Annotated in this window: 26 protein-coding genes; all 26 read right to left on the reverse strand. The window is 48.0% G+C overall.

Translation table 11 applies throughout. From position 1 onward, the window contains the following. Positions 1–45 precede the first annotated feature (45 nt). Entirely contained in the window at positions 46–468 is a 423-nt protein-coding gene (gene fliL, locus P9687_RS12890; protein WP_014095446.1) for a flagellar basal body-associated protein FliL, read from the reverse strand. Further along, positions 465–680, reverse strand: a complete 216-nt coding sequence (locus tag P9687_RS12895; RefSeq protein WP_017551521.1) for a flagellar FlbD family protein — start codon at positions 678–680, stop codon at positions 465–467. The genes fliL and P9687_RS12895 overlap by 4 nt, the downstream gene beginning before the upstream one ends. Before the next feature lie 39 nt (positions 681–719). After that, entirely contained in the window at positions 720–1,484 is a 765-nt protein-coding gene (gene flgG / locus P9687_RS12900; RefSeq protein ID WP_104851384.1) for a flagellar basal body rod protein FlgG, read from the reverse strand. Between the two features lie 27 nt (positions 1,485–1,511). Then, positions 1,512–1,967, reverse strand: coding sequence for a TIGR02530 family flagellar biosynthesis protein (locus P9687_RS12905; protein WP_328228528.1), 456 nt, complete (start codon positions 1,965–1,967; stop codon positions 1,512–1,514). 11 nt (positions 1,968–1,978) lie between these two features. Continuing rightward, positions 1,979–2,623 carry a flagellar hook assembly protein FlgD gene (gene flgD, locus P9687_RS12910; protein WP_193352489.1) on the reverse strand — a complete coding sequence of 215 codons (645 nt, stop codon included), beginning with the start codon at positions 2,621–2,623 and terminating at the stop codon, positions 1,979–1,981. A gap of 5 nt (positions 2,624–2,628) precedes the next feature. After that, positions 2,629–4,746, reverse strand: coding sequence for a flagellar hook-length control protein FliK (locus P9687_RS12915; protein WP_328228527.1), 2,118 nt, complete (start codon positions 4,744–4,746; stop codon positions 2,629–2,631). Positions 4,747–4,778: 32 nt separating this feature from the next. Further along, complete coding sequence (locus P9687_RS12920) at positions 4,779–5,402, reverse strand: MotE family protein (RefSeq protein WP_014095451.1); 624 nt, start codon at positions 5,400–5,402, stop codon at positions 4,779–4,781. A gap of 22 nt (positions 5,403–5,424) precedes the next feature. Beyond that, positions 5,425–5,859, reverse strand: coding sequence for a flagellar export protein FliJ (gene fliJ, locus P9687_RS12925; protein ID WP_013859091.1), 435 nt, complete (start codon positions 5,857–5,859; stop codon positions 5,425–5,427). After that, positions 5,856–7,181: a flagellar protein export ATPase FliI gene (fliI, locus tag P9687_RS12930; protein WP_104851382.1), complete on the reverse strand. Its 1,326-nt coding sequence runs from the start codon at positions 7,179–7,181 to the stop codon at positions 5,856–5,858. Before fliI ends, fliJ begins: the two co-directional genes overlap by 4 nt. Next, complete coding sequence (fliH, locus tag P9687_RS12935) at positions 7,178–7,930, reverse strand: flagellar assembly protein FliH (protein ID WP_035188467.1); 753 nt, start codon at positions 7,928–7,930, stop codon at positions 7,178–7,180. The genes fliI and fliH overlap by 4 nt, the downstream gene beginning before the upstream one ends. Then, positions 7,923–8,936, reverse strand: coding sequence for a flagellar motor switch protein FliG (gene fliG, locus P9687_RS12940; RefSeq protein ID WP_013859088.1), 1,014 nt, complete (start codon positions 8,934–8,936; stop codon positions 7,923–7,925). The genes fliH and fliG overlap by 8 nt, the downstream gene beginning before the upstream one ends. 12 nt (positions 8,937–8,948) lie before the next feature. Continuing rightward, positions 8,949–10,538: a flagellar basal-body MS-ring/collar protein FliF gene (gene fliF, locus P9687_RS12945; RefSeq protein ID WP_014095455.1), complete on the reverse strand. Its 1,590-nt coding sequence runs from the start codon at positions 10,536–10,538 to the stop codon at positions 8,949–8,951. Between the two features lie 151 nt (positions 10,539–10,689). Beyond that, a complete protein-coding gene (gene fliE, locus P9687_RS12950) occupies positions 10,690–11,001 on the reverse strand; it encodes a flagellar hook-basal body complex protein FliE (RefSeq protein WP_017551517.1) in 312 nt (103 codons plus the stop codon). Positions 11,002–11,037: 36 nt separating this feature from the next. After that, entirely contained in the window at positions 11,038–11,487 is a 450-nt protein-coding gene (gene flgC / locus P9687_RS12955) for a flagellar basal body rod protein FlgC (RefSeq protein WP_013859084.1), read from the reverse strand. Between the two features lies 1 nt (position 11,488). Then, a complete protein-coding gene (gene flgB, locus P9687_RS12960) occupies positions 11,489–11,878 on the reverse strand; it encodes a flagellar basal body rod protein FlgB (RefSeq protein ID WP_035188464.1) in 390 nt (129 codons plus the stop codon). Positions 11,879–12,267: 389 nt separating this feature from the next. Continuing rightward, positions 12,268–13,047 carry a GTP-sensing pleiotropic transcriptional regulator CodY gene (gene codY / locus P9687_RS12965; protein WP_014095458.1) on the reverse strand — a complete coding sequence of 260 codons (780 nt, stop codon included), beginning with the start codon at positions 13,045–13,047 and terminating at the stop codon, positions 12,268–12,270. 114 nt (positions 13,048–13,161) lie between these two features. Further along, on the reverse strand, positions 13,162–14,580 hold the full coding sequence (gene hslU / locus P9687_RS12970) for an HslU--HslV peptidase ATPase subunit (RefSeq protein ID WP_017551516.1): 1,419 nt from the start codon (positions 14,578–14,580) through the stop codon (positions 13,162–13,164). Positions 14,581–14,627: 47 nt separating this feature from the next. Continuing rightward, positions 14,628–15,170: an ATP-dependent protease subunit HslV gene (gene hslV, locus P9687_RS12975; protein ID WP_014095460.1), complete on the reverse strand. Its 543-nt coding sequence runs from the start codon at positions 15,168–15,170 to the stop codon at positions 14,628–14,630. A gap of 42 nt (positions 15,171–15,212) precedes the next feature. Next, a complete protein-coding gene (gene xerC / locus P9687_RS12980) occupies positions 15,213–16,115 on the reverse strand; it encodes a tyrosine recombinase XerC (RefSeq protein WP_014095461.1) in 903 nt (300 codons plus the stop codon). Positions 16,116–16,476: 361 nt separating this feature from the next. After that, entirely contained in the window at positions 16,477–16,689 is a 213-nt protein-coding gene (locus P9687_RS12985) for a hypothetical protein (RefSeq protein ID WP_014095463.1), read from the reverse strand. Beyond that, the gene (gene topA, locus P9687_RS12990; RefSeq protein ID WP_017551515.1) at positions 16,689–18,764 is read right to left on the reverse strand and encodes a type I DNA topoisomerase; all 2,076 of its coding nucleotides are present in this window, start codon (positions 18,762–18,764) and stop codon (positions 16,689–16,691) included. The genes P9687_RS12985 and topA overlap by 1 nt, the downstream gene beginning before the upstream one ends. 270 nt (positions 18,765–19,034) lie before the next feature. After that, on the reverse strand, positions 19,035–19,847 hold the full coding sequence (dprA, locus tag P9687_RS12995; RefSeq protein ID WP_235221803.1) for a DNA-processing protein DprA: 813 nt from the start codon (positions 19,845–19,847) through the stop codon (positions 19,035–19,037). A gap of 211 nt (positions 19,848–20,058) precedes the next feature. Next, positions 20,059–20,961: a succinate--CoA ligase subunit alpha gene (sucD, locus tag P9687_RS13000; RefSeq protein WP_014095467.1), complete on the reverse strand. Its 903-nt coding sequence runs from the start codon at positions 20,959–20,961 to the stop codon at positions 20,059–20,061. Positions 20,962–21,026: 65 nt separating this feature from the next. Further along, positions 21,027–22,187 carry an ADP-forming succinate--CoA ligase subunit beta gene (gene sucC / locus P9687_RS13005; protein ID WP_014095468.1) on the reverse strand — a complete coding sequence of 387 codons (1,161 nt, stop codon included), beginning with the start codon at positions 22,185–22,187 and terminating at the stop codon, positions 21,027–21,029. A gap of 213 nt (positions 22,188–22,400) precedes the next feature. After that, positions 22,401–22,691 (reverse strand): EscU/YscU/HrcU family type III secretion system export apparatus switch protein, encoded by a 291-nt coding sequence (locus tag P9687_RS13010; RefSeq protein ID WP_014095469.1) that lies wholly within the window; start codon positions 22,689–22,691, stop codon positions 22,401–22,403. Then, complete coding sequence (locus tag P9687_RS13015; RefSeq protein WP_014095470.1) at positions 22,688–23,932, reverse strand: hypothetical protein; 1,245 nt, start codon at positions 23,930–23,932, stop codon at positions 22,688–22,690. Before P9687_RS13015 ends, P9687_RS13010 begins: the two co-directional genes overlap by 4 nt. Positions 23,933–23,946: the final 14 nt, after the last annotated feature.

The following is a 23,946-nucleotide window of genomic DNA, read 5'->3' on the forward strand; positions in this document are numbered from 1 at the left end:
TGTTTGCTGCACTCTGCCTTTATTGCTTCAACAGGCGGCATACTTTTATTGGATAACAAAGGAAGTAATATATACATTTACAACTTCGCCGTCCTGCATCATTTTATTTAACCGGTTTTTTATGTCTGTTTTGAACTTTTGTTTCCCCTTTTCAGCTTGCAAATCCTGCATGTTCATATTTGACAGCTCGTCAATCATAATGTCTTTGATTTGAAAATCTCTTTTTGTCAGTTCATCTTTTGCTTTTTTATTGTTTCCTTCAATTTTGATGGCAATCTGGACGATGTGGTTGTCTTTCAGATTGGTTGTCATCGTGTCAATGTCCACGGAAGAATCGACAACTTCATCAATGTTTGGCCCTTTTGCCTTTGTTGCCTCGTTCGATTTATAGATGACGATGATGGTGATGATGCCGGCCAGTAAAATGACGGAAATCATCACAAGCATGATCCGCACCATTTTATTCATTCCGGCCCCTCCTCCCCGGTATTTCTTCCAAGCAAAGAAACAGACCGGAAAAAGGCGGTCACTTTTTGCTCGATTTCTTTGCTCGACTCCCTAACAATATAAGCGTGTCCGTTTGTCAGGATGATTCTTGTATCCGGCATGCTTTCCACCGTTTCAATATGAATAGCGTTTATCCAGAATGCCCTGCCGTTTAATTTTGTCACTTCAATCACATTATGCGGGCCGGGGCTAGAGCCCTGGCCCCCTTCCCCCTATCGTTTCAGATTGACAAGTTCCTGCAGAATTTCATCGGATGTCGTAATAATTCTTGTATTCGCCTGAAACCCGCGTTCTGCTACGATCATATTGGTCAACTCTTCCGACAGGTCGACATTGGACATTTCGAGATAGCCGGATTTGATTGTGCCTGCACCGTTTTGTCCCGGCTGGCTTACTGTGACCGTCCCCGCATTGGAATTCGTTGTGGTATATAAATTGCCGCCGACTTTTGTCAGCCCGGCAGGATTCTGGAAAGTGGCAATGCTGATTGTTCCAATTGTATTGCCATCCTGATCGGTAATGGTTCCGTCTGTTGCGACTGAAAAGCTTTTGACATTTGCGCCAAGGGTGATGGCTTGTCCATTTGTACCCAGCACAGTAAAACCTTCTGAATTGACGAGTCTTCTGTTATTATCAAAGTAAAAATTGCCGGCACGCGTATAGTACGTGTTGTTGCCATCTGCTACTCTGAAGTACCCGTCTCCAGTAATCGCAAAGTCAAGGGGACGCCCCGTTGATTCCGGACTTCCTGAAGTATCAACGGTATCAATTGAACCGATCTGAGACCCAAGGCCTACCTGCTGGGCGCTTGTGCCGGGCGTCGCGCTGGCCAGCGTCTGGCTGATTGCATCTTTAAACGTCACACGCCCTTTTTTGTACCCGTAAGTATTCACATTTGCGATGTTGTTTCCGATTGTATCAAGTTCTGTTTGAAAGTTTTTCATGCCGCTTACACCTGAATATAATGAACGTAACATTGCATTAACCCCTCTCCATTTTTGTTTTCAGCTGCGTCTGTCATTCGGCAGCTGCGGCCTTCCTTCCGGTCCGGCCGGTGATTCTAAAATGATGGCGCCGTTAATATTGCTGAAAATTTGGGAACCGGCTTCACTCCGGTCCATTGCAGTAATCACGGTTGCATTTTTTGCACTGACGATCAGCGCGGCATCATCTGCCAGAACCAGTGTCTCATCCAGCCCTTTTTGCTTTGCCTCCGCCACCTTTTCGCTGATCTGCTTCCAGGTGGAATCGTCGAGTTCAATCCCCCGTTCCTGCAGCCTTTCGCCGGCGTGTTTGCTGATTTTTAATGTGGCTGGTTCAGACTGCCCGGACAATGCCTGCTTGAAATAATCCGAAAAATGGCCGGTTTGGTTCTTCCCCTGGCCGGATTCTCGCGTTCCATCAAGAGAACGCACAGGCGCGGTTCGCTGCAATGGAATGGACGGATAGGATTGATCCATTCAATCACTTCCTAGTTTGCAATTTTCGTAAGCTGCCCGCTTGCGGCTTTTTGCCCGTTATCAAGTGTAAAGACGAGGCTGCCGTTTTGGATGGCAACGGCACTGACCGAAGCTGTTTCTTCTTTTCCGGCATCATTTGTATAGGCCACTTTTTTTCCAATCAAATGGCTTGCCTGAATCAATGCTGCTTCTTTTGAAGTGTTGCTATTGATCCCTCTCATATCGGAAGAACTGATTTTCGTTCCGTCATCCAGCGTGAAGGTAACTGCATTGTCATCCCCAAACGAAATGCCGGTAATCGTCCCGGTTCCCGACTTAACGGATGCTGTTCCGTCATCTGCTGTTTCCGTTTTCTCCCAGGAAACCGTTCTCCCGATATACTGCGTATATGCAATTTGTTGCGATTGCTGCGAAAGTTTGATCAGATTGTCGATATCGTTTTTCAGATTGGTCATTTGCTCCAATGAAGAGAACTGCGCCATTTGTGAGACAAATTGCGTGTCGTCCATTGGCTTGGTCGGATCCTGGTTTTGAAGCTGGGCAATCAATATTTTCAAAAAAGCATCTTTATCCAACGTCTTACTCCCCGTACGCGTGCCGGTAGCTGTATTTTGATTGCTTAACAGCAGGCTTGGGTCAATAGAAGTCAAAGTCATTTCACCTACGCTTCCGCATCAATCATATTGTTTTCCAGCATGGATGAGAAATGTCCCGGTTCCGGGTTTTCCCGACGTCTTTGCTGCTGTTGCCGTTGTTCGCGGCCCCCGCTGTCCCCGGGCTGGCCGTGGGCGGTTTGTGCCGCTGTGTCACGGTATTCAATATCCATTTTTGTTAACTGGACCTGCTGGCCTGCCAAAGCATGTTTAAGCTGCTGCAGCTGGGAATCAAGCAAATCTTTTGCCGCACCAGTGTCTGTCAGGATCTTTGCTGCCAGTTTTCCGTCCTGCTCAAGCAATTCCACGCGCAAAGAACCGAGGTTTTCAGGTTCAAGCCGGATCAACAGCCTGTTTGCGCCTTTATGGCTGGAATAGGCCGCCTTTTGAATGATATTGGCGAATTCCTGGACAAACTGCCGGTACGAAACCGGGTTGTGTTTTTCGCCGGTATAAAGGACGAGCTGTTCCACTTTGCCCGAGAGTGAAAATGCCGGGGCTGTATTGCCGTTCCCGTTTATTTCTTCTGCTGCTTGAAGATGGCTGCTGTTATGCGCAACGGGGCTTCTTTTTCCGGTTTCCCATCCGTTTGCCAATCCATCTTCGGTGCTATCGTTTCCGGATTGTCCTGTCTGCTGGATTTCCCGGGAAAAATCCAATGCGGCATGCCGGCTGCTGTCTTCTAGTTTTCCGTTTTCCTGCTGGGGACCCGCATTTTGGCCTGGCACAGCAATCCGGCCATTTTCACCAGCTGTTGCCTGCGTCTTCACCCTGCCGTTGCTTCCCGGTATCCCGTCTTCCATGAGCTCAATATGCTGGCTTGCAGTGGCCTGCACCTCATCAGCCGTTGCTTTTAGTGCCTTGAGCTGGCTGCCATCTGCAGGCTGCCCGGTATTTGCCTCTGGATGGGCGGTCGTTTGCACACTGGGCGCCTGATTTTGCAATGGCCCGCCTGTCCTGCTTTCACTTGGCGCATTGCCCCGAATCGCTGCTTTGCCATTTTGCGCGTCCGCTCCTGAAGTACCCGCCTGCAGCGGTTTTGCAGCCGGATTCCCAGCATTTTCATCCGCGGCGACGGATTCTGCTGCCAGACTAAACGGCACCCCTTCCTGCCGGGATGAGCGGCCATCCTTTGATAAGGCTTCCGTCACTTCATTGTTGTCTGTTTGTAGCAGTGCTGTTCCGGTGGTGCCCGTGCCTGCAGCAGCCGGTTCGCTTCTTTCATTTGCCGGCAATACCGCTTCGTTCATTTCCGGAATCGCCCCATTTGCAGAAACTGGGCCGTTTTGAAGCAATACCTGGTTACTTTCCCGTCCATTTTGCGCCGAGTTGGCATGATCCGGATTGGAAGCCATTCCTAGAGCCGCGGCAGCTGGAGATAAAGGAAGAACAGGTGCTTTTTTAAACAGCGATGGATCCGCCTTTCCGCCGGATAAATGCAAATAAGCAGTTTTTAATATTTCTTCTTTTACGGCAATGCCCGGCTGTTGCGGCGCGCTTGAAACCGTCTGCCCCGCGTTTAGCGCATCTGCTGAAATGGCCTTGAGAAAACGGCCGATTTTTTCGGACAACTGGGCTAATTGTTCCGTTGTCTGCATCATGTTGATGCCTGCTGCTGTATTTTCGGGAAACGTTTTTAGAACAGCCCCCACCTGCCTGAGCAATGTTTCCGCATCTTCAAGTCCGAGCTTTATTAAAGACGGGACTGGCATGGAGGCGAGCATTTGCGCCATATTCATGATGGCAGCTGCGGCATCGCCTGTTTCGATGGCCGTTTTTGTTTCTTGTATCTTTTTTTTGCTGTTTTCGTCTTCAGCGCCGGCAAACCGCACCAGCCGGTTGAAAAGAGCGGAAATGGTCTGCATATCAGCCCCTTCTTCCTGGCTTCCATCTTCTCTAGCCTGTTCCGTTGCCCCGGCCTTTTCCGTTAAAACCGCGACAATCCTTTGTTGAAGCTTTTGGCAAACATCCACTGCCTCCTCGTTTTCCGGCATCCGGCCGCTGTCCTGGCCGGCAAGGCTCAATTGCTGAAAAAACCCGGATGGCTGCGTCTGCAGCTGTGCGCCAGCCGTTTGCGTACTTGGCGGAGAAAATGGTACAGCCTGAAGAGCCGAATTTACATTCATGTTTTCACCTCCTTTCAAGTTTAATGGATGGCTTATGATCCTGTACGCCCGAGCATTTGGGTGTATTTTGCTGCTTTATCGGCACTCATTTTTTCAAGGACGTTCGCCAATGTTTCCGAACTGAGCTGGGAAAGGATCCCCGTTGCTTCCTGATCGCTCATTTTTTGAATAATGGCAGCCGCATTTTCCGGATTCATATTTTCATAGGTGCTTGCGATTTCTTTTAATTTTTTCTGATTGGCTGCCTGTTGTTGCTGGGCTTTCTTCAATTGCTGCTTCAGATCAGAGACGGTTTGTTTCATTTTCAAATTGTTCTGTTGGCTTTTGTCCAGTTCGGATTGCAGCTTGCTGATTTCTTTGTCTTTTTCTGACGCCTGTTTTTGTAAAGAACGGATCTGGCTTTTATACTGTGTTTCACTGAACGTGCCGCTTTGCTTCTTCCCTTTTTCATTCCCGCCTGTGCCAAATATCCCGGTCACCTGATGGGCGAGGCCCGATGCTTTACTGATCACATTGACACCCGAGATAGTAGCGATAATGATCGCCATCGCGGTGGCAAACAGTAGCGGAATCAGGATCACGTAAAAAAACCACTGCAGTTTACCGCCTTTTTTTTCTTCTGCTGCTGTCTCGATTTCTTCCATTTGTTTGCGCATAACATCACCCGGTTTTCAGGCTTTAGTGATAAAAAGTCTGGGTTGAAATTTCATCTGCCTGCTTTTCTTCCTGTATTTTCAGTTTCATCAGAAAACGGCCATAATCTTTGTCTTTCAGTTTTTCGTATTTTTTGACTTCTATATTTTTCTCCTGCAGTTTCTGCTGATGCCAGTTCATCCGGTTTCGTGCATTCATGACGAGGCTCTGATAATAATGGATTGATTTTTCAATATCATCAATAAACCGCCGGTAATGCCGGATTTCCTGGACGGAAAGGCCCGCTTTCATTTTTTCAGCCTGGTGGGCTTCCAGGTCTTCTTTCTTTTTCAAAAGCGCGTACAGCTCCCGGGCCACATTTTCAAATGCCTGTACCGCATTTTTGTATGCACTGAGCGCCTCGTCTTTTTCCTTTTCTTTGACATCAAGGATTTTCTCGAATTTATAATGATAATTCATGCCCACTCACCCGTTTCCGCAAGTCCGATTAAAGCCCGGATACTGCTTTCCATACTATAGGTTTCGTCGGTGCTTTGTTTGATAAAAGAAACGATTTTCGGATAGCGTTCGATCGCTTCATCAATTTCTTTTGATGCGCCCGGTTTATAAGCGCCGATATTGATCAGGTCCTCTGAATTCAAATAAGTGCTTAACTGTTCGCGAATCTTTTCTGCGGCTTTTTTGTGTGCAGGACTGGCAAGTTGGCTCATCAGTCGGCTAACGCTTTTTAAAATATTGATAGCCGGGTATTGCCCTTTATTTGCCAAATCCCTGTCCAGAACAAAATGCCCGTCTAAAATGCCGCGCACCGTATCGGCAATCGGTTCATTCAAATCATCCCCGTCGACAAGCACGGTGTAGATCCCGGTAATCGTGCCGGACTCATTTGTTCCGGTCCTTTCCAAAAGTTTCGGCAAAATCGCGAAAACGGACGGGGTATATCCTTTTGTAGCCGGCGGTTCCCCCGTTGCCAGTCCGACTTCACGCTGGGCCATCGCGACCCGGGTAACCGAGTCCATCATAAACATGACATTTAGCCCCTGGTCCCTGAAATATTCCGCTATCGCTGTTGCTGTATAGGCGCCTTTAATCCGCATCAATGCCGGCTGGTCGCTTGTTGCCACGACAACAATGGACTTTTTTAAACCTTCAGGGCCGAGATCTTGTTCAATAAATTCCCTTACTTCCCTGCCCCGCTCCCCGATTAGGGCGATCACATTCAGATCGGCATTTGTGTTGCGTGCAATCATGCCGAGCAGGGTGCTTTTGCCGACGCCGCTTCCAGCAAATATGCCGATCCGCTGGCCTTTTCCAACCGTCAGCAGACTGTCGATCGCGCGGACGCCAAGCTCAATCGGTTCCCTGATCGGCGGGCGCTTGAGCGGGTTGGGGGGCGTCCGGTCGATCGGAATCGGTTTTAGGCCGGCGGGAAGCGGGGAATGGTCGAGCGGCACGCCCAAAGGATCAATGACTTTCCCCAACAGCCGTGGGCCTGCTTTCACCCGCATCGGTTTCCCTGTTGCTTCCACAAGGCTGCCGGGAGAAATTTCTTGGATGTTCGTATAAGGCATTAAAATAACATTCCCGTCACGGAACCCGACAACTTCGGCAATGATTTTTTTCGTATTTTTTTTGTTATCCACATGAATATAACAGACGTCACCGATGGAGCTTTTCGGCCCGAGTGATTCGATCATTAAGCCGATCACTCTTTTTACTTTTCCGTAATGTTTAAACGTCCCAATTTCGGGTATATAGTCTAAGAGATCGGTTGCTTTCATTCCGCATCCTCCCCGATCAGTTCCAAAAGCTTTGCCTTAAGTTCAGACAGCTGGCTGTCAATGCTTGCATCAATCCTGCCGCTGCCGCTTTCGATAAAGACCTGGTACGGTTCAAGCGAATCATCCGGGTAGACATAGCATTTTGTATCGTTCGGGAAGAGGGCATCCAGTTCTTCCTTGTTGTCCATGACGAAGGCGTACTGCCCCGGATGGATATGGAGATCGACTTCTTTATACCCGGTCGCTTCTTTTAATACGTTTTTTACGATGGCAAACATTTTTTCGGGGGATGTTTCAAGTGTGTCTTGCAAAATTTTCCCCGCTGCTTTCATCGCAATTTCCAAAATATCTTTTTCCGATGCTTCTAAATGTTTTTTGAACGCCTCTTTGGAACGGTTGACGATGTCAATGGACTTGTTTAAATGGTCGCGGATGCTTTCAAACCCTTCCTTGCGGCCATCTGCATAACCGGCTTCAAACCCTTGGCGCTGTGCTTGTTCGGTGAGCTTTGCTTTTTCCTGCTCCCACTGTTTTTTCTCTTCGGCAATTTGCCGGCGTACTGCTTCTGCTTCTTTTTGACTGTCTAAAAGCAGGCGCTCTGCCTCGGTTTGATATTTTGCGAAAATATCCTCTTTCACAGCGGTTGCATCTCCCGTTTCTTCGGGCAACGCCGGGAGCCGGCGCACGCTGATTACGCGCATTTTGGAAACAACACCTGCATCTTGCTTTGTTTTAATAATATTAGACAATGATGTCGTCGCCTCCGTTCCTTGCGATAATGATTTCGCCGCTGTCTTCCAGCCTGCGGATAATGGACACAATTCTCGACTGGGCTTCTTCGACTTCACGCAGCCGCACCGGGCCCATATATTCCATTTCTTCTTTCATGGAATCGGCCATCCGTTGCGACATATTGCGGAAAATAATTTCTTTTACTTCGTCGCTTGAGACTTTCAGTGCAAGAAGCAGGTCTTCATTTTCGCATTCGCGGATGACGCGCTGAATGGAACGATTGTCAAGGGTGACGATATCTTCAAATACAAACATTCGTTTTTTGATTTCTTCGGCAAGTTCGGGATCTTTCTGTTCCAGCGAGTCAAGGATCGTTTTCTCTGTCGTACGATCGACCCCGTTCAACACTTCGACAACGGATTCCACCCCGCCTGTCTGCGTATAATCCTGTGTCACCGTCGCGGACAGCTTTCTTTCCAAAATGGCTTCCACTTCGCTGATAATTTCAGGGGATGTGCCTTCCATTAAGGCAATTCTTCTGGCAATGTCCCCCTGCATTTCAGGCGGAAGCTCGGAAAGAATCTGCCCGGCTTTTTCCGGATCCAGGTAGGACAGAATCAAGGCGATCGTCTGCGGGTGTTCATCCTGGATAAAATTCAGAATCTGGGCCGCATCTGCTTTTCTAGCAAAATCAAACGGGCGCACCTGCAGCGATGAAGTGAGCCGGTTGATGATGGATGCCGCCTGTTCCGGGCCGAGTGCTTTTTCGAGAATCATTTTGGCATAACCGATTCCGCCCTGGGTAATATAGTCCTGTGCCAAAGCAATATGGTGAAATTCGGTCAGCACTTTTTCCTTCGTTTCATTGTCGACTTTTCTGACGCCTGAGATTTCCAGCGTCAGCTTTTCGATTTCTTCTTCTGTTAAATGTTTGTAGACGGATGCCGATACGTCCGGGCCGAGAGAAATCAGGAGAATGGCTGCTTTTTCTTTGCCGGATAATGTTTTTTCTTTACTTGCCATCTTGTTTCCCTCCTATTCTTCGGAAAGCCATGACCGCAATAGTTTCGCAAACTCATCCGGTTTTTCCTTTGCCATTTTTTCAAGCTGTTTCCGCCTTGCTGAAGCGTCGGTTTCCTGTTCCTCATTTACGTCCGGAATGCGGGGCGGTGCCGGTTTTTCCGGCGTTTCTTCCGCCATCTCTTCTTCAGCCTCCGAAGCGGCCCGCCTTCTGTTGCGGATCATGAAGAAGATGAGCCCGGCTATCACGAGAAGCAAACCTCCGCCAATCGCGTATACCCACCACGGAATCGAAGCTTTTTTCGCCTTCTCCGGCGCATTGGCTGCAAATGGCTGGACGGAAACTGCGATTTTATCGGCAACCGTTTGATTGGTCAGCCTTGTGCCGCTTGACTTGTCAATCGACGTTCTGACAATCGTAGAAAGCATCGATTTAATATCTTTTAACCGGGAAGCGGGCAAGGAAGACCGTTTTGTTCTGACCGGCGGCTCGACCATGACTTCTATGCCGAGATCGCGGATTTTGTACGGGCTCTCTGTAATTTTCCGTTTAATCCGGTTTACTTCGTAGTTGATCGTGTCACTTGTTTTGGAATACGTCCCGTTCCCGTTCGACCCGGATACATACGAAGAGCCGACAGAATCTGTACTGCCAGATGGCGTTCCGGCTGCTGCGCCTGTACCCTGGTATGTTTCCTGGATTTTTTTGGCGCTGATTTCAATGCCTTTCATATTCGTCTTATCAACCGGTTCAACGAGATCTTCCTCGCGTTTTTCCTGCGTAAAATCGATATCCGCTGTAACGGTGACAACCGCTTTTCCTGCACCCATCAGTGTGGAAAGCATCGTTTGCACCTGCTGCTGAATATCCCGTTCAATTTGTTTTTTGATCGCCTGCTGCTGTGTATAAGCATTTCCGGAAGAATTTGAAGAATTTAAGTCATAGTACTCAAAATTCTGGTTCATAATGACGATATTATCGGTAGGAAGATTCGGAACGCTTTTTGAAACAAGATTGTAAACGGCTTTTATCTGGTTTTGGTCCAATTCATAACCGGGTTTTAACGTCAGGACAACCGATGCGGAAGCTTTTGCCTGGCTGTCGGCTACGAAGACGCTTTGGTTCGGAAGATTGATCATCACCTTTGCTTTTTCGACGCCGTCCATCTGTTCAATCAGATTTTCCAGTTCCGTCTGCATCGCATCGAGCTTTACGACGTTAAATTCATTGTCTGTCATCCCGAATTTTGCATTCTGGCTGAAAAAAGAATAGTCGATGCTGCCGGTCTTTGGCAGCCCTTTTGCAGCCAATGTGACTTTCAAATCGTCCACCTGGTCTTCAGGCACTTCGATCGTTTTGCCACCATCCGTGATTTTGGACGGTACGCCTTCCTGGTCCAGTTCGTCCTTGATGGATCCTGTTTCGGAGACATCCAGCCCGCTGTAGAGCGGCGCGTATTTTGTTTTTGTCATAAAATAAGTGATTCCGGCAGCAAGTACCAGCATAAGGGCAACGGCGGATATGCCGATTGTTTTCTGCTTCTTGCTCCTGCTTTTCCAAAACCCCTTCAGGTTTTGAAAAGATTGTTTTAACTTTTCATTCATCATTATCCCCCGGGATAAAAAATTCACGGTGTTTCATCAATAGAACAGTCGGACAGCAAACGTTCCGGCATCCTTTTCGCCTTTAGGGCAGACGGAAAGGATCCGGGCGTTACGGCCGGGAAACGGCTTTTATGTACGCCGGATCAGAACGTTACACTTGCATCTGCATCATTTCTTTATAGCCTTCGACTGCTTTATTTCGGACTTCGAGTGCCGTCTGCATTGAAAGGTTTGCTTTTTGTACGGCGACCATTACCTGGTACAGGTCCACATTTTCGCCGTTCGATAGTTTTGTAATCAAGGTGTCGGAATGGTTCTGCTGTTTGTTCAGTTCATTGACAGACTGCTTCAGCAGGTCCGAAAATGAAACGGAGCCGTTAGCGGACGAAGCGGCGCCTGCTGATTTTGGCGACAGCCCGCTCAAACTTGCGAACGGCGTCTGACTGATTGATTGAACAGACACATCATTCGCCTCCTTTCATATGCGGAATTTTCTCTGTTATTGGCCGAGTTCGAGCGTCTTCATCAGCATCGCTTTGGAAGCATTCAGCGCCGTGACATTGGCTTCATACGAGCGGGTGGCGCTGATCATACCGGTCATTTCCGTTAAAAGATCCACATTTGGTTTTGTCACATATCCGTTTGCATCCGCATCAGGATCATCCGGATTGTATTCTTTTTTAAAATCGCTGTTATCTTCGACAATGCCGGCCACCTGGACGCCGGACCCAGCACCCTGCATTCCGAGTTTCGAACGAAATATGGAGGCAAAAGAACCGCCTCCTGCAGCAAGTACCACTTCTTTCCGGCGGTATGGCTGCCATTTCCCATTTACATACGTATCTCTTGTTGTATCAGCGTTCGCAATATTGGAAGAGATGACATCCATCCGCAGGCGCTGTGCCGATAAGGCTTCAGAAGAAATGTTCATTCCGGTGAACATGGACATCTTACTGTCCTCCTCTCACGACATTTAATAAGGATGAGAGCTTTCCTTTTTCCAGCTCAATCAGTGACTCGTAATAAATCTGGTTGCTGGCAAGGTTCGCCATTTCGGTATCGATGTCAACACTGTTGCCATTGCTGTTGTAAGTGGTGCCGGATTCCGTCACGATTTCTGGACTTGAATCCCCGGCAGAAAAACGGAAGTGCCGGGGGTCGGTCCGGTTCGCTGAAATGGCATTGACCGAATCCTCCAGCACATTTTTAAAACTGACATCCTGCGCCTTATAATTCGGTGTATCCGCATTGGCAATATTGTTTGAAATCACTTTCTGCCGGAGCGAAGCATACTGCAATGCATGCTCAAGCGACCGCAACGTATTGGAAGAGAGACTCATCAATGGACACCTCATTACATAAACTTGACATTTTTTTCTTTTATACGACAAATTGTTTGCTATTTTTTATTTTAATTGTTTCATAACGGGCTGTAAATGAACATATTCTTAAATCACAAAAAAAATTTTTTGATAGTAGGACTTTTGGATTAATCCCTTACTCCCACACCGCGAAAAAGATGCCGAAAAATTTTTCAAGCACCTTGATACGCCTAGGATTACAAAAATTTACAATTACTGGGAAACACTATTGGCAGGTCGGATTTCCTTAAATTTTATTAGTATCCATATATTAGTATTTGTGCGTTTTTATGGTAAATTAAATACCAATAAAAAAAAGGATACGAATCGTATCCTTTTTTGGCGCAAATTGCCGTAAAGCTTATCCGTTAGTTAGAACGGACTTTTTCCAGTTCAACGAGGAATTTGTTATTCAATACTTTAATATAGGTCCCTTTCATGCCAAGGGAACGGGATTCAATGACCCCTGCGCTCTCCAGTTTACGCAGCGCATTCACGATGACAGAGCGGGTAATGCCAACGCGGTCCGCAATTTTGGACGCGACAAGCAGGCCTTCCTTCCCGTTTAATTCTTCAAAAATATGCTCAATGGCTTCCAGCTCGCTGTAGGACAAAGAACTGATGGCCATTTGCACGACCGCTTTGCTGCGCGCTTCTTCTTCAATTTCTTCTGTTTTTTCACGGAGGATTTCCATGCCGACAACCGTCGCACTGTATTCTGCCAAAACAAGATCTTCGTCATCGAATTCCCGCTCAAGACGAGCCAGAATCAACGTACCGATTCTTTCCCCGCCGCCGACGATCGGAACAATCGTTGTCAGGCCTTTTTCAAACAGGTCTTTGTTTTCAATCGGAAATGCCGTGTACTCACTTTCAATCGTCAAATTGGATGAGGTTTCCGTAATGTTAAACAGGCTGTTCGTGTATTCTTCCGGAAACTGGCGGTCTTCAAACATTTGTTTCATCCGCTCGTTTTCAATTTTCTGGTTGATGGCGAGACCGAGTAATTTCCCGCGGCGGCTGACGATGTAAATATTGGCCTCAATCACATCGCTCAGCGTTTCCGCCATTTCTTTAAAATTCACCGGACGTCCGGCTGCTTTTTGCAACATCGAATTAATTTTCCTTGTTTTATCTAACAAACTCATTTCCATTCCTCCTAGATTGATTCGGTATTTGAACTGCATTGAATTGCCGGGACCTGCCGCAAAAGAGAGAAAGCCTTCATTACACGTCTACCCTTATCCGATTTTTCAAAACGGTTATAAAATATACTGGCTTAAATCTTTGTTCTGTGAAATCGCACCGAGCTTTTCGTCCACATACTGCGGGGTGATGGACACTTTTTCCAAATGGATGTCCGGTGCTTCGAAAGACAGATCTTCAAGCAGTTTTTCCATGATGGTATGAAGTCTTCTCGCCCCGATATTATCGGTATTTTGGTTCACTTCAAAAGCAATTTCAGCAATTCTGGTAATAGCTTCGTCAGAAAATTCTATTTGTATACCTTCTGTTTCCAATAATGCAATATATTGTTTTACCAGGGCATTATCCGGCTCGACAAGAATTTTGACAAAATCGCTGACGGTCAGTTTCTCAAGCTCCACTCTGATCGGGAATCGTCCTTGCAGTTCGGGGATCAGATCGGACGGTTTTGCCATATGAAAAGCGCCGGCAGCAATAAACAAAATATAATCCGTTTTAATGGAGCCGTATTTTGTGACAACCGTCGATCCTTCGACAATCGGCAGAATATCCCGCTGGACGCCTTCCCTCGATACGTCCGCTTGGGACCCGTTCCCGTTTTTGGAGGCAATTTTGTCAATTTCGTCAATGAAGATAATGCCGGTTTGTTCTGCCCGGAAAATGGCTTCCTGGGTCACTTCGTCCATGTCGATCAGTTTCTGTGCCTCATCCTGTGCAAGCACTTTTCTTGCTTCCCTGACCGGCAATTTCCGCCGTTTTGTTTTTTTCGGTAGCAGATTGCCAAGCGCGTCCTGCACACTCATGCCCATTTGTTCCATGCCGGAACCCTGGAACAAATCAAACATGGACGGAGCCTGCTCTTCCACTTCCACGGTAACCGGTTCATCTTCCAGTTCACCGTTTAAGAGCTTTTCCCGTATACGCTGTTTCTGTTCCCTTTTGGAGTATTCTTCCTCCTCTTCATCCGGTGCCGTGTCCTGCTGCCCGCCGCCGCCAAAAATCATTTCAAACGGGTTTTTGAAATTCCCTTGCTTCTTCCGCGACGGGACAAGCAAATCGACGAGGCGTTCATTTGCATTTTTCTCCGCCTGATCGCGCACGCCGTTCATTTTTTCCTCTTTTACAAGCCGGACAGCCGTCTCGACAAGGTCGCGTACCATCGACTCCACATCCCGGCCGACATATCCGACTTCCGTAAACTTCGTGGCTTCTACTTTGACGAACGGGGCACCGACAAGCCGTGCCATTCTTCTTGCGATTTCCGTCTTTCCGACACCGGTCGGCCCGATCATCAAAATGTTTTTCGGAATAATTTCTTCCCGCATTTTTTCAGACAGTAGGCTTCTTCTGTAACGGTTCCTGAGCGCCACGGCAACAGCCCGCTTTGCTTCTTTCTGGCCGACAATATACTGGTCCAGGCGCTCAACAATCTGCCTTGGTGTCAAACTGTTTGTTTTTCTAAACGTGTTGGCCAATCCGCTCACTCCTTTATGGAAATATACCGGTACGGGAACCTTTCCGCTTATAGTTCTTCCACGATAATGTTTGAATTTGTAAATACACAAATTTCAGATGCGATTTCAAGGGAAGCCCGCGCAATTTCTTTTGCGGTGAAGTTCTCTGCCGCATGCCGTTTCAGTGCACGGCCGGCAGCGAGCGCGTAATTGCCGCCCGAGCCGATAGCGAGGATGCCGTCATCCGGTTCAATGACTTCCCCCGTTCCCGAGACAAGCAGCAAATTGTTTTCATCCATGACAATCAGCATCGCTTCGAGCTTTCGGAGCACTTTATCGCTTCTCCACATTTTGGCCAGTTCCACTGCTGCCCGCGTCAGGTTGCCGTTATATTCCTGCAGTTTTCCTTCAAACATTTCGGAAAGCGTAAAAGCATCCGCAACCGAGCCGGCAAAACCGGCCAGCACTTTTCCGTTAAACAGCCGGCGGACTTTTTTGGCCGTATTTTTCATCACGACAGAGTTTCCGAGCGTCACCTGCCCATCCCCAGCCATTGCACTTTTTCCGTTATGGCGGATGGCAAATATTGTGGTTGCGTGAAAATCACCCATATCAGCACCTCCTATGTAATCAAAGCGAACCGCCTTGCATTGCTATGCTCTCGGGTGGTAAGCCATATAAGTTTGCCGCAAATGCTCCTTGGTTACATGTGTGTAGACTTGCGTGGAAGACAAGCTTTCATGCCCAAGAAGGTCCTGTACTGTGCGCAAATCAGCCCCATGGTTCAGCAAATGGGTTGCAAATGTATGCCGCAACATGTGTGGATGAATTTTTCCGGTCAGTGCCGCTTTTTTGATCATTTCATTTAAAATATAGCGGACACCTTTATCGGTCAATGCGCCGCCGCGTGCATTTACAAATAAATAGGGATGGTCTTCTTTACCGCGCATCAACGTTTTCCGTGCATGCGCCATATAATCCGAAACGGCTTCCCCTGCAAAATGGCCGAACAGCACGATCCGTTCTTTTTTTCCTTTCCCTTTTACATGGATCGTCTCGAATTCAAAATCAATATCCTGCAACCGAATATTGACGCATTCGCTCACGCGGATGCCGGTCGCATACAGGATTTCGAGCAAAGCACGGTTGCGCCGGGACAGTGCATCATCGCCTTCACATGCCGCAAACAGTTGCTCCATTTCTTCCTCATAAAAAAATTTGGGCAGGCGCTTATGTTGTTTCGGCTGTGATAAAAGTGCAAAGGGATTTTCTTTGACGATTCTCTCCCGCATCAGGAATTTGAAAAAACTGCGAATGCTGGATATTTTCCGTGCTACCGTGGCGCGGCTGTATCCGTGTTCATGCAACATTGTCAAATACAGTCTCCCTGCCGGATACCCCACCTCGTCCAGCGAGGCAATCCCCTGTGCGGTTAAAAACGCAAAAAAATCCTCCAGGTCCAGGCGATAAAATTTGATTGTGTATGCGGAATAGTTTTTCTCCACTTGCATGTATTCCATAAAAGAAAGCAAATAGCCGGACAGTTCGCCGTTCATCTGTTTAACACCTCACATGTGCGGGGAAACGGGCCTGCTTTACGCCACTCTTCACGTTGATAGACAACAATAGGCTTTCCGGGGTTATTGCCATTTTTTTCAGCCGGTAAAACGGCCCGGACAAACCCGCCAGCCGGGCTTTTTGCGCCGGTCCGGGTATCCGTAAGCCCCGGCTTGCGCCAACCGAAACCCCGTCTCCCGCCGGCTCATATGCTTCGAAGCCAAGGGACGGCATTCGGAAATCCGGTTAAATCATAACACATTTCCGGATCGGATTGCAACGAATGTTACATATTTTTCATAAATTTTCGAATTGTCCTTTTGACTGGCGCTTCCTGCCGTGAAAAGCCGGGAATGCCGTTTATTGAAAAGCTTTTGGCCGCTGCCCGCCAACGATTCGGGAATTCTGTCGTTTTTTGTCGCAACTGTCCTTTAAGCATTTTACAACAGCTGCTCCAAGAAGTAAAAGAATAAGATGCATTTTCTCGTAAAAATGTAAATATTCATTTTGATCAACCGGAACTTTGCCGCCCGCTCCACGCAAGGCCGCCAAAGTTCCGGCAAGGTCGATCATTACTTCACCGACTGCTCTTTATAGTCACAGTGCACACATTGGATCTGCGTCCCTTTTTTCAGCTTTTTCTCAACGAGCATGTCGCCGCACTTCGGGCACTTCCTGCCAACCGGCTTATCCCAAGAGACAAAATCACATTCCGGATAACGGTCGCACCCGTAAAAAATGCGGTTTTTCTTTGTTTTCCGCTCAATGATTTCACCTTTACCACATTTCGGGCAAGTGACGCCGATTTTTTTGACGATTGGCTTCGTATTGCGGCAATCAGGAAAATTGCTGCAAGCCATAAACTTGCCATAACGCCCCATTTTATACACCATCGGACTTCCGCACAGCTCGCACATTTCCCCGGTTTCTTCATCTTTGATCTCGATTTTTTCCATTTCGGTTTCCGCTTTTTTCAGGCGGGCTTCAAAATTTTGATAAAACGCATCAATGATTTGGACCCATGGCACTTTTCCTTCTTCAATTTCGTCCAGGTCTTTTTCCATATCAGCGGTGAATTCGACATCTATGATTTCCGGGAAAAATTCCCGAATCAATTCGAGCACGATTTCGCCGAGCTCTGTCGGGACAAACCGCTTATTCTCAAGCGCCACATAGCCGCGCTTTTGGATTGTATCCAATGTCGGCGCATAGGTGGACGGCCGCCCAATTCCAAGTTCTTCCAGCGTTTTGACAAGCCGGGCTTCGGTATAGCGTGGCGGCGGCTGGGTGAAATGCTGTTTCGGTTCGATCGACTCAGATTGGACAACATCCCCTTCTTCGAGATGCGGCAAATAACGTTCGCCTTCTTCCTGCTGGTCGTCGGAACCTTCCACATACACTTTCATAAAACCCGGAAACTGGATTTTTGACCCGGACGCCCGGAACAAAACCGTGCCGTTTGCCAGCGTGGCACTCATCGTATCCAGTATTGCAGGGGCCATCTGGCTGGCCATAAAGCGTTCCCAAATCAATTTGTACAGCTTATACTGGTCTCTGCTTAGAAAGGACTTGACCGAACCCGGATCCCGGAAAATGCTTGTTGGCCGGATCCCTTCGTGTGCATCCTGGGCATTTGCCTGTTTTTTCTCTTTTCTTTCTTCCTGGCGCAAATAGTTTTCCCCGAATTTTTCCCGAATATATTGATTGGCTTCTGTTTTTGCGACTTCCGAAATCCGGGTCGAGTCTGTTCTCATATACGTGATCAGCCCGACAGTCCCTTCTTTTCCAAGGTCGATGCCTTCATACAGCTGCTGGGCCACCATCATTGTTTTCTTTGCCCTGAAGTTCAGCTTCCGGGCGGCTTCCTGTTGCAAGGAAGAAGTCGTAAACGGCGGCGCCGGATTCCGTTTCTTCTCTTTGTGCGTGACGGAAGAAACCTGGAACTTGTCGCTTTTCAGCATGCCGGTAATTTTTTTCACATCCGCTTCTGACTTCAGCTGTATTTTTTTTCCGTCCACACCGTAAAAAGATGCCTGGAACGTGTCTTTCCCTTTTTTAAAGGACCCGGCAATCGTCCAGTACTCTTCCGGCACAAACGATTTAATTTCATTTTCCCGGTCGATGATAAGGCGGACGGCAACGGACTGTACCCTGCCCGCACTCAAACCTTTTTTCACTTTCTTCCATAAAAGCGGGCTAATGTTATAACCGACGAGACGATCCAAAATCCGTCTTGCCTGCTGGGCATCGACAAGGTCCATATTGATCGGGCGCGGATGTTTAAATGATTCTTTAATCGCGTCCTTTGTAATTTCATTAAACACGACGCGGCAGTCCGAATGCACATCCAGATTCAAGCTGTTGGCGAGATGCCAGGCAATTGCTTCCCCTTCGCGGTCAGGGTCGGCGGCAAGATAGACTTTTTTTGCTTTTTTGGCCGCGTTTTTCAAATCTTTTAAGACCGGCCCCTTGCCCCTGATTGTAATGTACTTCGGCTTAAAATGGTCGTCCACATCCACCCCCATTTGGCTTTTCGGCAAGTCGCGCACATGCCCCATGGAAGCTTTCACTCTATATTTTTTTCCCAAATATTTTTCAATCGTTTTCGCTTTTGCAGGTGATTCTACAATCACTAAGTAGTCTGACATTCAAAAATCCTCCCTGGAGAGCTTATACCCTCTCTTTGCAGCAACTTTGCTTTCATTTTTCAAACAAAATCATTTGTAATTATGGGCATGGATGCCCGCATTTGTCAATTGTAACAGCACGAATGATGAAAAATCAACATCGCAAGCGGTTTCATTTTGAAAATTTTATCTTTTCTTTCTCTATTTTATAACCATTTTATCCAAAAATCATGCGTTTTTTCACAAAATCGGAAAATCACTGCCCATTTATGAATTTTCTCTAACTATTTTTTACCTTGTCGGAAGCAGTTCTTCCAAAATGTCTCCGCTGCATGTTACCAATTTTGCGCCCTGCTGGATAAGATGGTTTGTTCCTTTCGACAGGCTGTCCAGCACGTTTCCCGGCACGCTGAAAACTTCCCGGCCTTCCTGGAGGGCGTAATCTGCCGTGATCAGGGAGCCGCTCCGTTTTTCCGCCTGAAGCACGAGCACACCTTCAGAAATGCCGCTGATGATCCGGTTGCGTTCCGGAAAACGCCATTTTTCCGGGCGCGTAAACGGCGGATATTCCGACAGCAGTAAATGGCCCTGTTTTATTTTTTCCGCCATTTGTATATTTTCCCGCGGATAAATATGAAAAAACCCACTTCCGAGCACCGCAATCGTCTTCCCCCCGTATTTCATGGCGGCACGGTGGGCAATCGAATCCGCCCCTCTCGCCAGCCCGCTGACAATGGCAAACTGTTTTTCGATCAGGGGTGGCAGCAAATGATCGGCGACTTTTTCTGCATAGGAACCGGCCTTTCTTGACCCGACAACGGCCAGCGCACGGTTTTTCAGCAATGATACATTTCCGATTGAATAGAGTACGGCAGGAGGCTGGTACGTTTCTTTCAGAAGCGGCGGATATTCCGGTTCAAAACGGGCTGTCATTCGGATCTGTTTTTTCTGGTAGAGGGTTAAATAGGGTTTGATGTCAAGATGGAGAAGATCTTCATAAAAGCGTTCAAATGTTTCCTTTTGCATATGAAGCATGGCGCGCAGTGTTTCAGGGGGAATCCGGCAGATTTTTTCAAGCAGCGGATCAAATTCGAGGATTTTCATTTTTTGCACGCGGGAAATTCCCCTGCAATGATCCAAATGAATGTATTTGATTTTTAATGGTTCCATTGTTTGCCTCGCTTTCAAACCGTATTTCATTGAAAAAGAAAAACATTTAGGACCCGGCTGCACGCTTAAAAATGGCAGCCGGATCCAGGCAGTTTTACCGGACTGTCCCGGAAAATGCGGGTTCCGGGACGGCCGGTGCCGCCGCTTAAAGGTTTTTACATTTCTCGTAAAGGCCTCTTTCCTTCAGTACACGAACGAGCGTTTCCCCAATGACAGCCGGCGTTTCGGCTACTTGGATGCCGCATTCGTTCATCGTGCGGATCTTTTCCGCTGCGGTTCCTTTGCCGCCTGAAATGATGGCGCCGGCGTGGCCCATCCGTTTTCCAGGAGGCGCGGTGACACCGCCGATAAATCCGACAACCGGTTTCTTCATGTTTGCCTGCACCCATTTGGCGGCTTCTTCTTCCGCCGTCCCGCCGATTTCACCGATCATAATGACCGCTTCCGTTTCCGGATCATTGTTAAATTCTTTTAATACATCAATAAAATTGGTGCCGTTCACAGGGTCGCCGCCGATGCCGATCGCCCCTGTCTGACCGATGCCGGCGCGCGTCAGCTGATGGACGGCTTCATAAGTCAGCGTACCGGAACGGGAAACAACGCCGACATGGCCTTTTTTATGAATATAACCCGGCATAATGCCGATTTTGCATTCGTCTGGCGTGATGATGCCCGGGCAGTTCGGCCCGATCAGGCGCGTTTTCTTTCCTTCCATATAACGTTTCACTTTGACCATATCCAATACCGGGATATGCTCCGTAATACAGATGACAAGATCGAGTTCTGCATCGACCGCTTCCATAATCGCATCTGCCGCAAACGGAGCCGGCACATAGATAACTGAAACGGTTGCGCCCGTTTTTTCAACGGCTTCTTTCACCGTATTAAAGACCGGCACGCCTTCTACTTCAGTCCCGCCTTTGCCAGGGCTTGTGCCGCCGACAATTTTCGTCCCGTATTCCAAGCATTGTTTTGTATGGAAAAGCGCCGTTTTCCCGGTAATCCCCTGGACAATGACTTTCGTGTCTTTATTTACATAAATGCTCACTTTTTTCCCCTGCCTTCTTCATTCAAGAATATTTGTTCGCATTTGGTCTGAATGAACAGCTGCTGTCAGCTGACCAGTTCGACAATTTTTTGCGCGCCGTCTGCCATCGATTCAGCGGCAACAATTTTCAGCCCGGATTCGTTTAAAATTTTCTTCCCAAGTTCCACATTGGTCCCTTCAAGACGGACAACGAGCGGGATGTCGAGTCCGACTTGTTTTGTGGCTGCAACGACGCCGGAAGCAATGACATCGCACTTCATAATGCCGCCGAAAATGTTGACAAAAATGCCTTTGACTTTTTCATCCGATAAAATGATTTTAAACGCTTCCGTTACTTTTTCTTCCGTTGCGCCACCCCCGACATCAAGGAAGTTGGCCGGATCGCCGCCGTAATATTTAATAATGTCCATTGTCGCCATCGCAAGGCCGGCGCCGTTTACCATGCAGCCGATATTGCCGTCAAGGGCGACATAGCTCAAATCGTATTTCGACGCTTCAATTTCTTTCGGATCTTCTTCTTCGAGATCGCGGTACGCCAGAACATCCTGCTGGCGGAACAAGCCGTTCGAATCAAAATTCAATTTGGCATCGAGCGCCATTACTTTTCCGTCGCCGGTTACAACAAGCGGATTGATTTCCGCGATCGAGCAGTCTTTTTCCACAAATACTTGATAAAGGCCTGTCATAAATTTAACGGCCTGATTTACAAGTTTAGCAGGAATATTGATGTTGAACGCAATGCGGCGCGCCTGGAATGGCAAGAGCCCGACTGCCGGGTCAATGGTTTCTTTAAAAATCTTTTCCGGTGTTTTCGCCGCCACTTCTTCAATTTCCGTGCCGCCTTCTTCAGAAGCCATCAGCACAACCCGGCTTGTGGCACGGTCCAAAACAAGGCCGACATAGTATTCTTTTTGAATGTCGCACCCTTCTTCGATCAAGAGGCGCTTCACTTCTTTTCCTTCAGGGCCTGTCTGATGCGTCACAAGCGTTTTGCCAAGCAGTTCCTGTGCGTATGTACGAACCTCATCCAAATTTTTTGCCACTTTGACGCCGCCTGCTTTTCCGCGGCCGCCGGCATGAATTTGCGCTTTTACCACACATACTTGTGTACCGAGCGATTTCGCTGCTTCCACCGCTTCATCCACGGTGAAGGCCACTTTCCCGTTCGGCACAGCGACCCCGTATTTTCTCAGGATCTCTTTGCCCTGATACTCGTGAATATTCATGTTCCATCCTCCTATCAAACTGTTCAAAAAATTAACTGCGCTTTCATTTTAATAAACATCGGAAAAGATGTCTACCATAATGAACTAAAATGGCTATTATTATTCAAAAATATTTTTTTCGGTATAAAATGGACGTGATTTTACTGGTCGTTGGCCTATTGTCACCGCAGCCTTTATGCAAATGGGTGCCCAGGCTTAATGGTCAGCTTTCGTTCATTTTTTATCCTTGTTTTTTAGCGACTGGTCGAGGCGGTAAATCATGGCAAACACCTCGGCCACAGCTGCATACAGTTCTTCCGGGATCGCTTCGTTGATGTCAAGCCGGCCGAGCAGTGCGGCAAGATCCGGGTCCTGCTGGATCGGAACATTCGCTTTTTTTGCTTCTTCAATAATCCGCCTGGCCACATCCCCTTTACCTTTTGCCTTCACGACAGGGGCGGAATGCGCATCCGGGCTGTACTGGAGCGCGACCGCTTCTTTTATGTCCTTTTGTGGATCCTTCATATCCTAAGATCAACCCCTTTCCCGGAAACCTCCGGCCGGCTGAGCGTGGCACGCACAGCATCCGGCTGGAATTCCCCGAACCGAACGTCAGACAATGTGTAACCGGTTTTGGAAAGGCCTTCCTTTAAAGCCGGCAAAAAAGGCTTCACGGCTTCCTGAAGACCCTTTTTCAAACTGGAAATGCGGATGGAAACGATCCGGTTTTGCACATTCATCTCGACCAATGTTTCTTTCATAAACTGAAGATTCAAGTAAAAAATGATTTTACAATAATTACTGTCTATTTTTCCGCCATTTTTCCGCCTGCCTGACCATTGTACAACGGCATTCGTTTGAAAGTGCGCGAATGAAAGCGGAATTTCCATCCAAATGTGCTGCACTACCCCGCCGGGAAGCGCGAGCAGCTGCTGGCCGTTCAGTTTCTGTACGATTTCGTCTGCTGCATCCCGGGCAGCTTTTGTTCCCCCGCCTTTTTGCAGCAAATCAACAAGCAGCGCTTTTAAAGGCAGCCCGTCCTTGTCCGCGGCTTTGTCCTCATGCAAAAGCCCCGCCTCATAAAAAAGTCCCATTTTTTGAATCTTCTCTTTGATTTGCCGGCGTAACGCCTCTCCTGTCACCTGCTCGCTGCCTGTCCCAAGCTCCCCGATAAGTGCAAGCAATTGCCTCGTTTCCGGCGTCTGTTCCCCCTGCTTGAGCGCCTGCTGCAACCGGTTTAAAAGCTGATCCGCCGGTATGTTTTGACCTGCGGCAAGGAGCGAAGTGAACACGCCCTCTGACACAGGAAAGCCTTCTTGGAGCATAAAGGCAGCCGTTTCCAGCCCGTTTGCCAGATCCGGTACATGCTTCAGCCATGCGCCGATCGCAGCAATGTCATTTTTCGTAAACGGAATTTCCTGTTCAGCCAAGTACGAAACAAGGGACTGGAACGTTTTTCCTGGCGGCAGTTGCATTTGCGGGAGCAAAGCTTTCCCGGCCATGCCGTTTGCATCGGCTTCCGAAAGCATTTTCAACTGCACTTCACCGTCGGCCAAAACCGTTTGAAACCAGTAGTTTTTTCCGGCTTCAAGCGGCACTTCGAGTTTCGCGGCAAATGTACGCCCGCCTGCCTGGACAAGTGCGGTGTCATTTGGAAACAGTTTTTGGATGGCACCGGAAAAAATCTGCCCCGTTTGAAATGCAAACGTGCGGATATTTGAGCCGGCATCAATAGAAAATGGCTGTTTGCCTAAAAAAATTTGCATGCTATTCCCCCGCC

The sequence above is a fragment of the Weizmannia sp. CD-2023 genome, from assembly GCF_036225245.1.
Classification (GTDB): domain Bacteria; phylum Bacillota; class Bacilli; order Bacillales; family Bacillaceae_C; genus Weizmannia; species Weizmannia faecalis.

Bases quoted from the DNA above. Each gene is read 5' to 3' on its own strand.
- fliL (WP_014095446.1), bottom strand. From the start codon at position 468: ATGAATAAAATGGTGCGGATCATGCTTGTGATGATTTCCGTCATTTTA.
- flgG (WP_104851384.1), bottom strand. From the start codon at position 1,484: ATGTTACGTTCATTATATTCAGGTGTAAGCGGCATGAAAAACTTTCAA.
- P9687_RS12905 (WP_328228528.1), bottom strand. From the start codon at position 1,967: ATGGATCAATCCTATCCGTCCATTCCATTGCAGCGAACCGCGCCTGTG.
- flgD (WP_193352489.1), bottom strand. From the start codon at position 2,623: ATGACTTTGACTTCTATTGACCCAAGCCTGCTGTTAAGCAATCAAAAT.
- P9687_RS12915 (WP_328228527.1), bottom strand. From the start codon at position 4,746: ATGAATGTAAATTCGGCTCTTCAGGCTGTACCATTTTCTCCGCCAAGT.
- P9687_RS12920 (WP_014095451.1), bottom strand. From the start codon at position 5,402: ATGCGCAAACAAATGGAAGAAATCGAGACAGCAGCAGAAGAAAAAAAA.
- fliJ (WP_013859091.1), bottom strand. From the start codon at position 5,859: ATGAATTATCATTATAAATTCGAGAAAATCCTTGATGTCAAAGAAAAG.
- fliI (WP_104851382.1), bottom strand. From the start codon at position 7,181: ATGAAAGCAACCGATCTCTTAGACTATATACCCGAAATTGGGACGTTT.
- fliG (WP_013859088.1), bottom strand. From the start codon at position 8,936: ATGGCAAGTAAAGAAAAAACATTATCCGGCAAAGAAAAAGCAGCCATT.
- fliF (WP_014095455.1), bottom strand. From the start codon at position 10,538: ATGAATGAAAAGTTAAAACAATCTTTTCAAAACCTGAAGGGGTTTTGG.
- flgC (WP_013859084.1), bottom strand. From the start codon at position 11,487: ATGTCCATGTTCACCGGAATGAACATTTCTTCTGAAGCCTTATCGGCA.
- flgB (WP_035188464.1), bottom strand. From the start codon at position 11,878: ATGAGTCTCTCTTCCAATACGTTGCGGTCGCTTGAGCATGCATTGCAG.
- codY (WP_014095458.1), bottom strand. From the start codon at position 13,047: ATGAGTTTGTTAGATAAAACAAGGAAAATTAATTCGATGTTGCAAAAA.
- hslV (WP_014095460.1), bottom strand. From the start codon at position 15,170: ATGGGTGATTTTCACGCAACCACAATATTTGCCATCCGCCATAACGGA.
- xerC (WP_014095461.1), bottom strand. From the start codon at position 16,115: ATGAACGGCGAACTGTCCGGCTATTTGCTTTCTTTTATGGAATACATG.
- P9687_RS12985 (WP_014095463.1), bottom strand. From the start codon at position 16,689: ATGATCGACCTTGCCGGAACTTTGGCGGCCTTGCGTGGAGCGGGCGGC.
- topA (WP_017551515.1), bottom strand. From the start codon at position 18,764: ATGTCAGACTACTTAGTGATTGTAGAATCACCTGCAAAAGCGAAAACG.
- dprA (WP_235221803.1), bottom strand. From the start codon at position 19,847: ATGAAAATCCTCGAATTTGATCCGCTGCTTGAAAAAATCTGCCGGATT.
- sucC (WP_014095468.1), bottom strand. From the start codon at position 22,187: ATGAATATTCACGAGTATCAGGGCAAAGAGATCCTGAGAAAATACGGG.
- P9687_RS13010 (WP_014095469.1), bottom strand. From the start codon at position 22,691: ATGAAGGATCCACAAAAGGACATAAAAGAAGCGGTCGCGCTCCAGTAC.
- P9687_RS13015 (WP_014095470.1), bottom strand. From the start codon at position 23,932: ATGCAAATTTTTTTAGGCAAACAGCCATTTTCTATTGATGCCGGCTCA.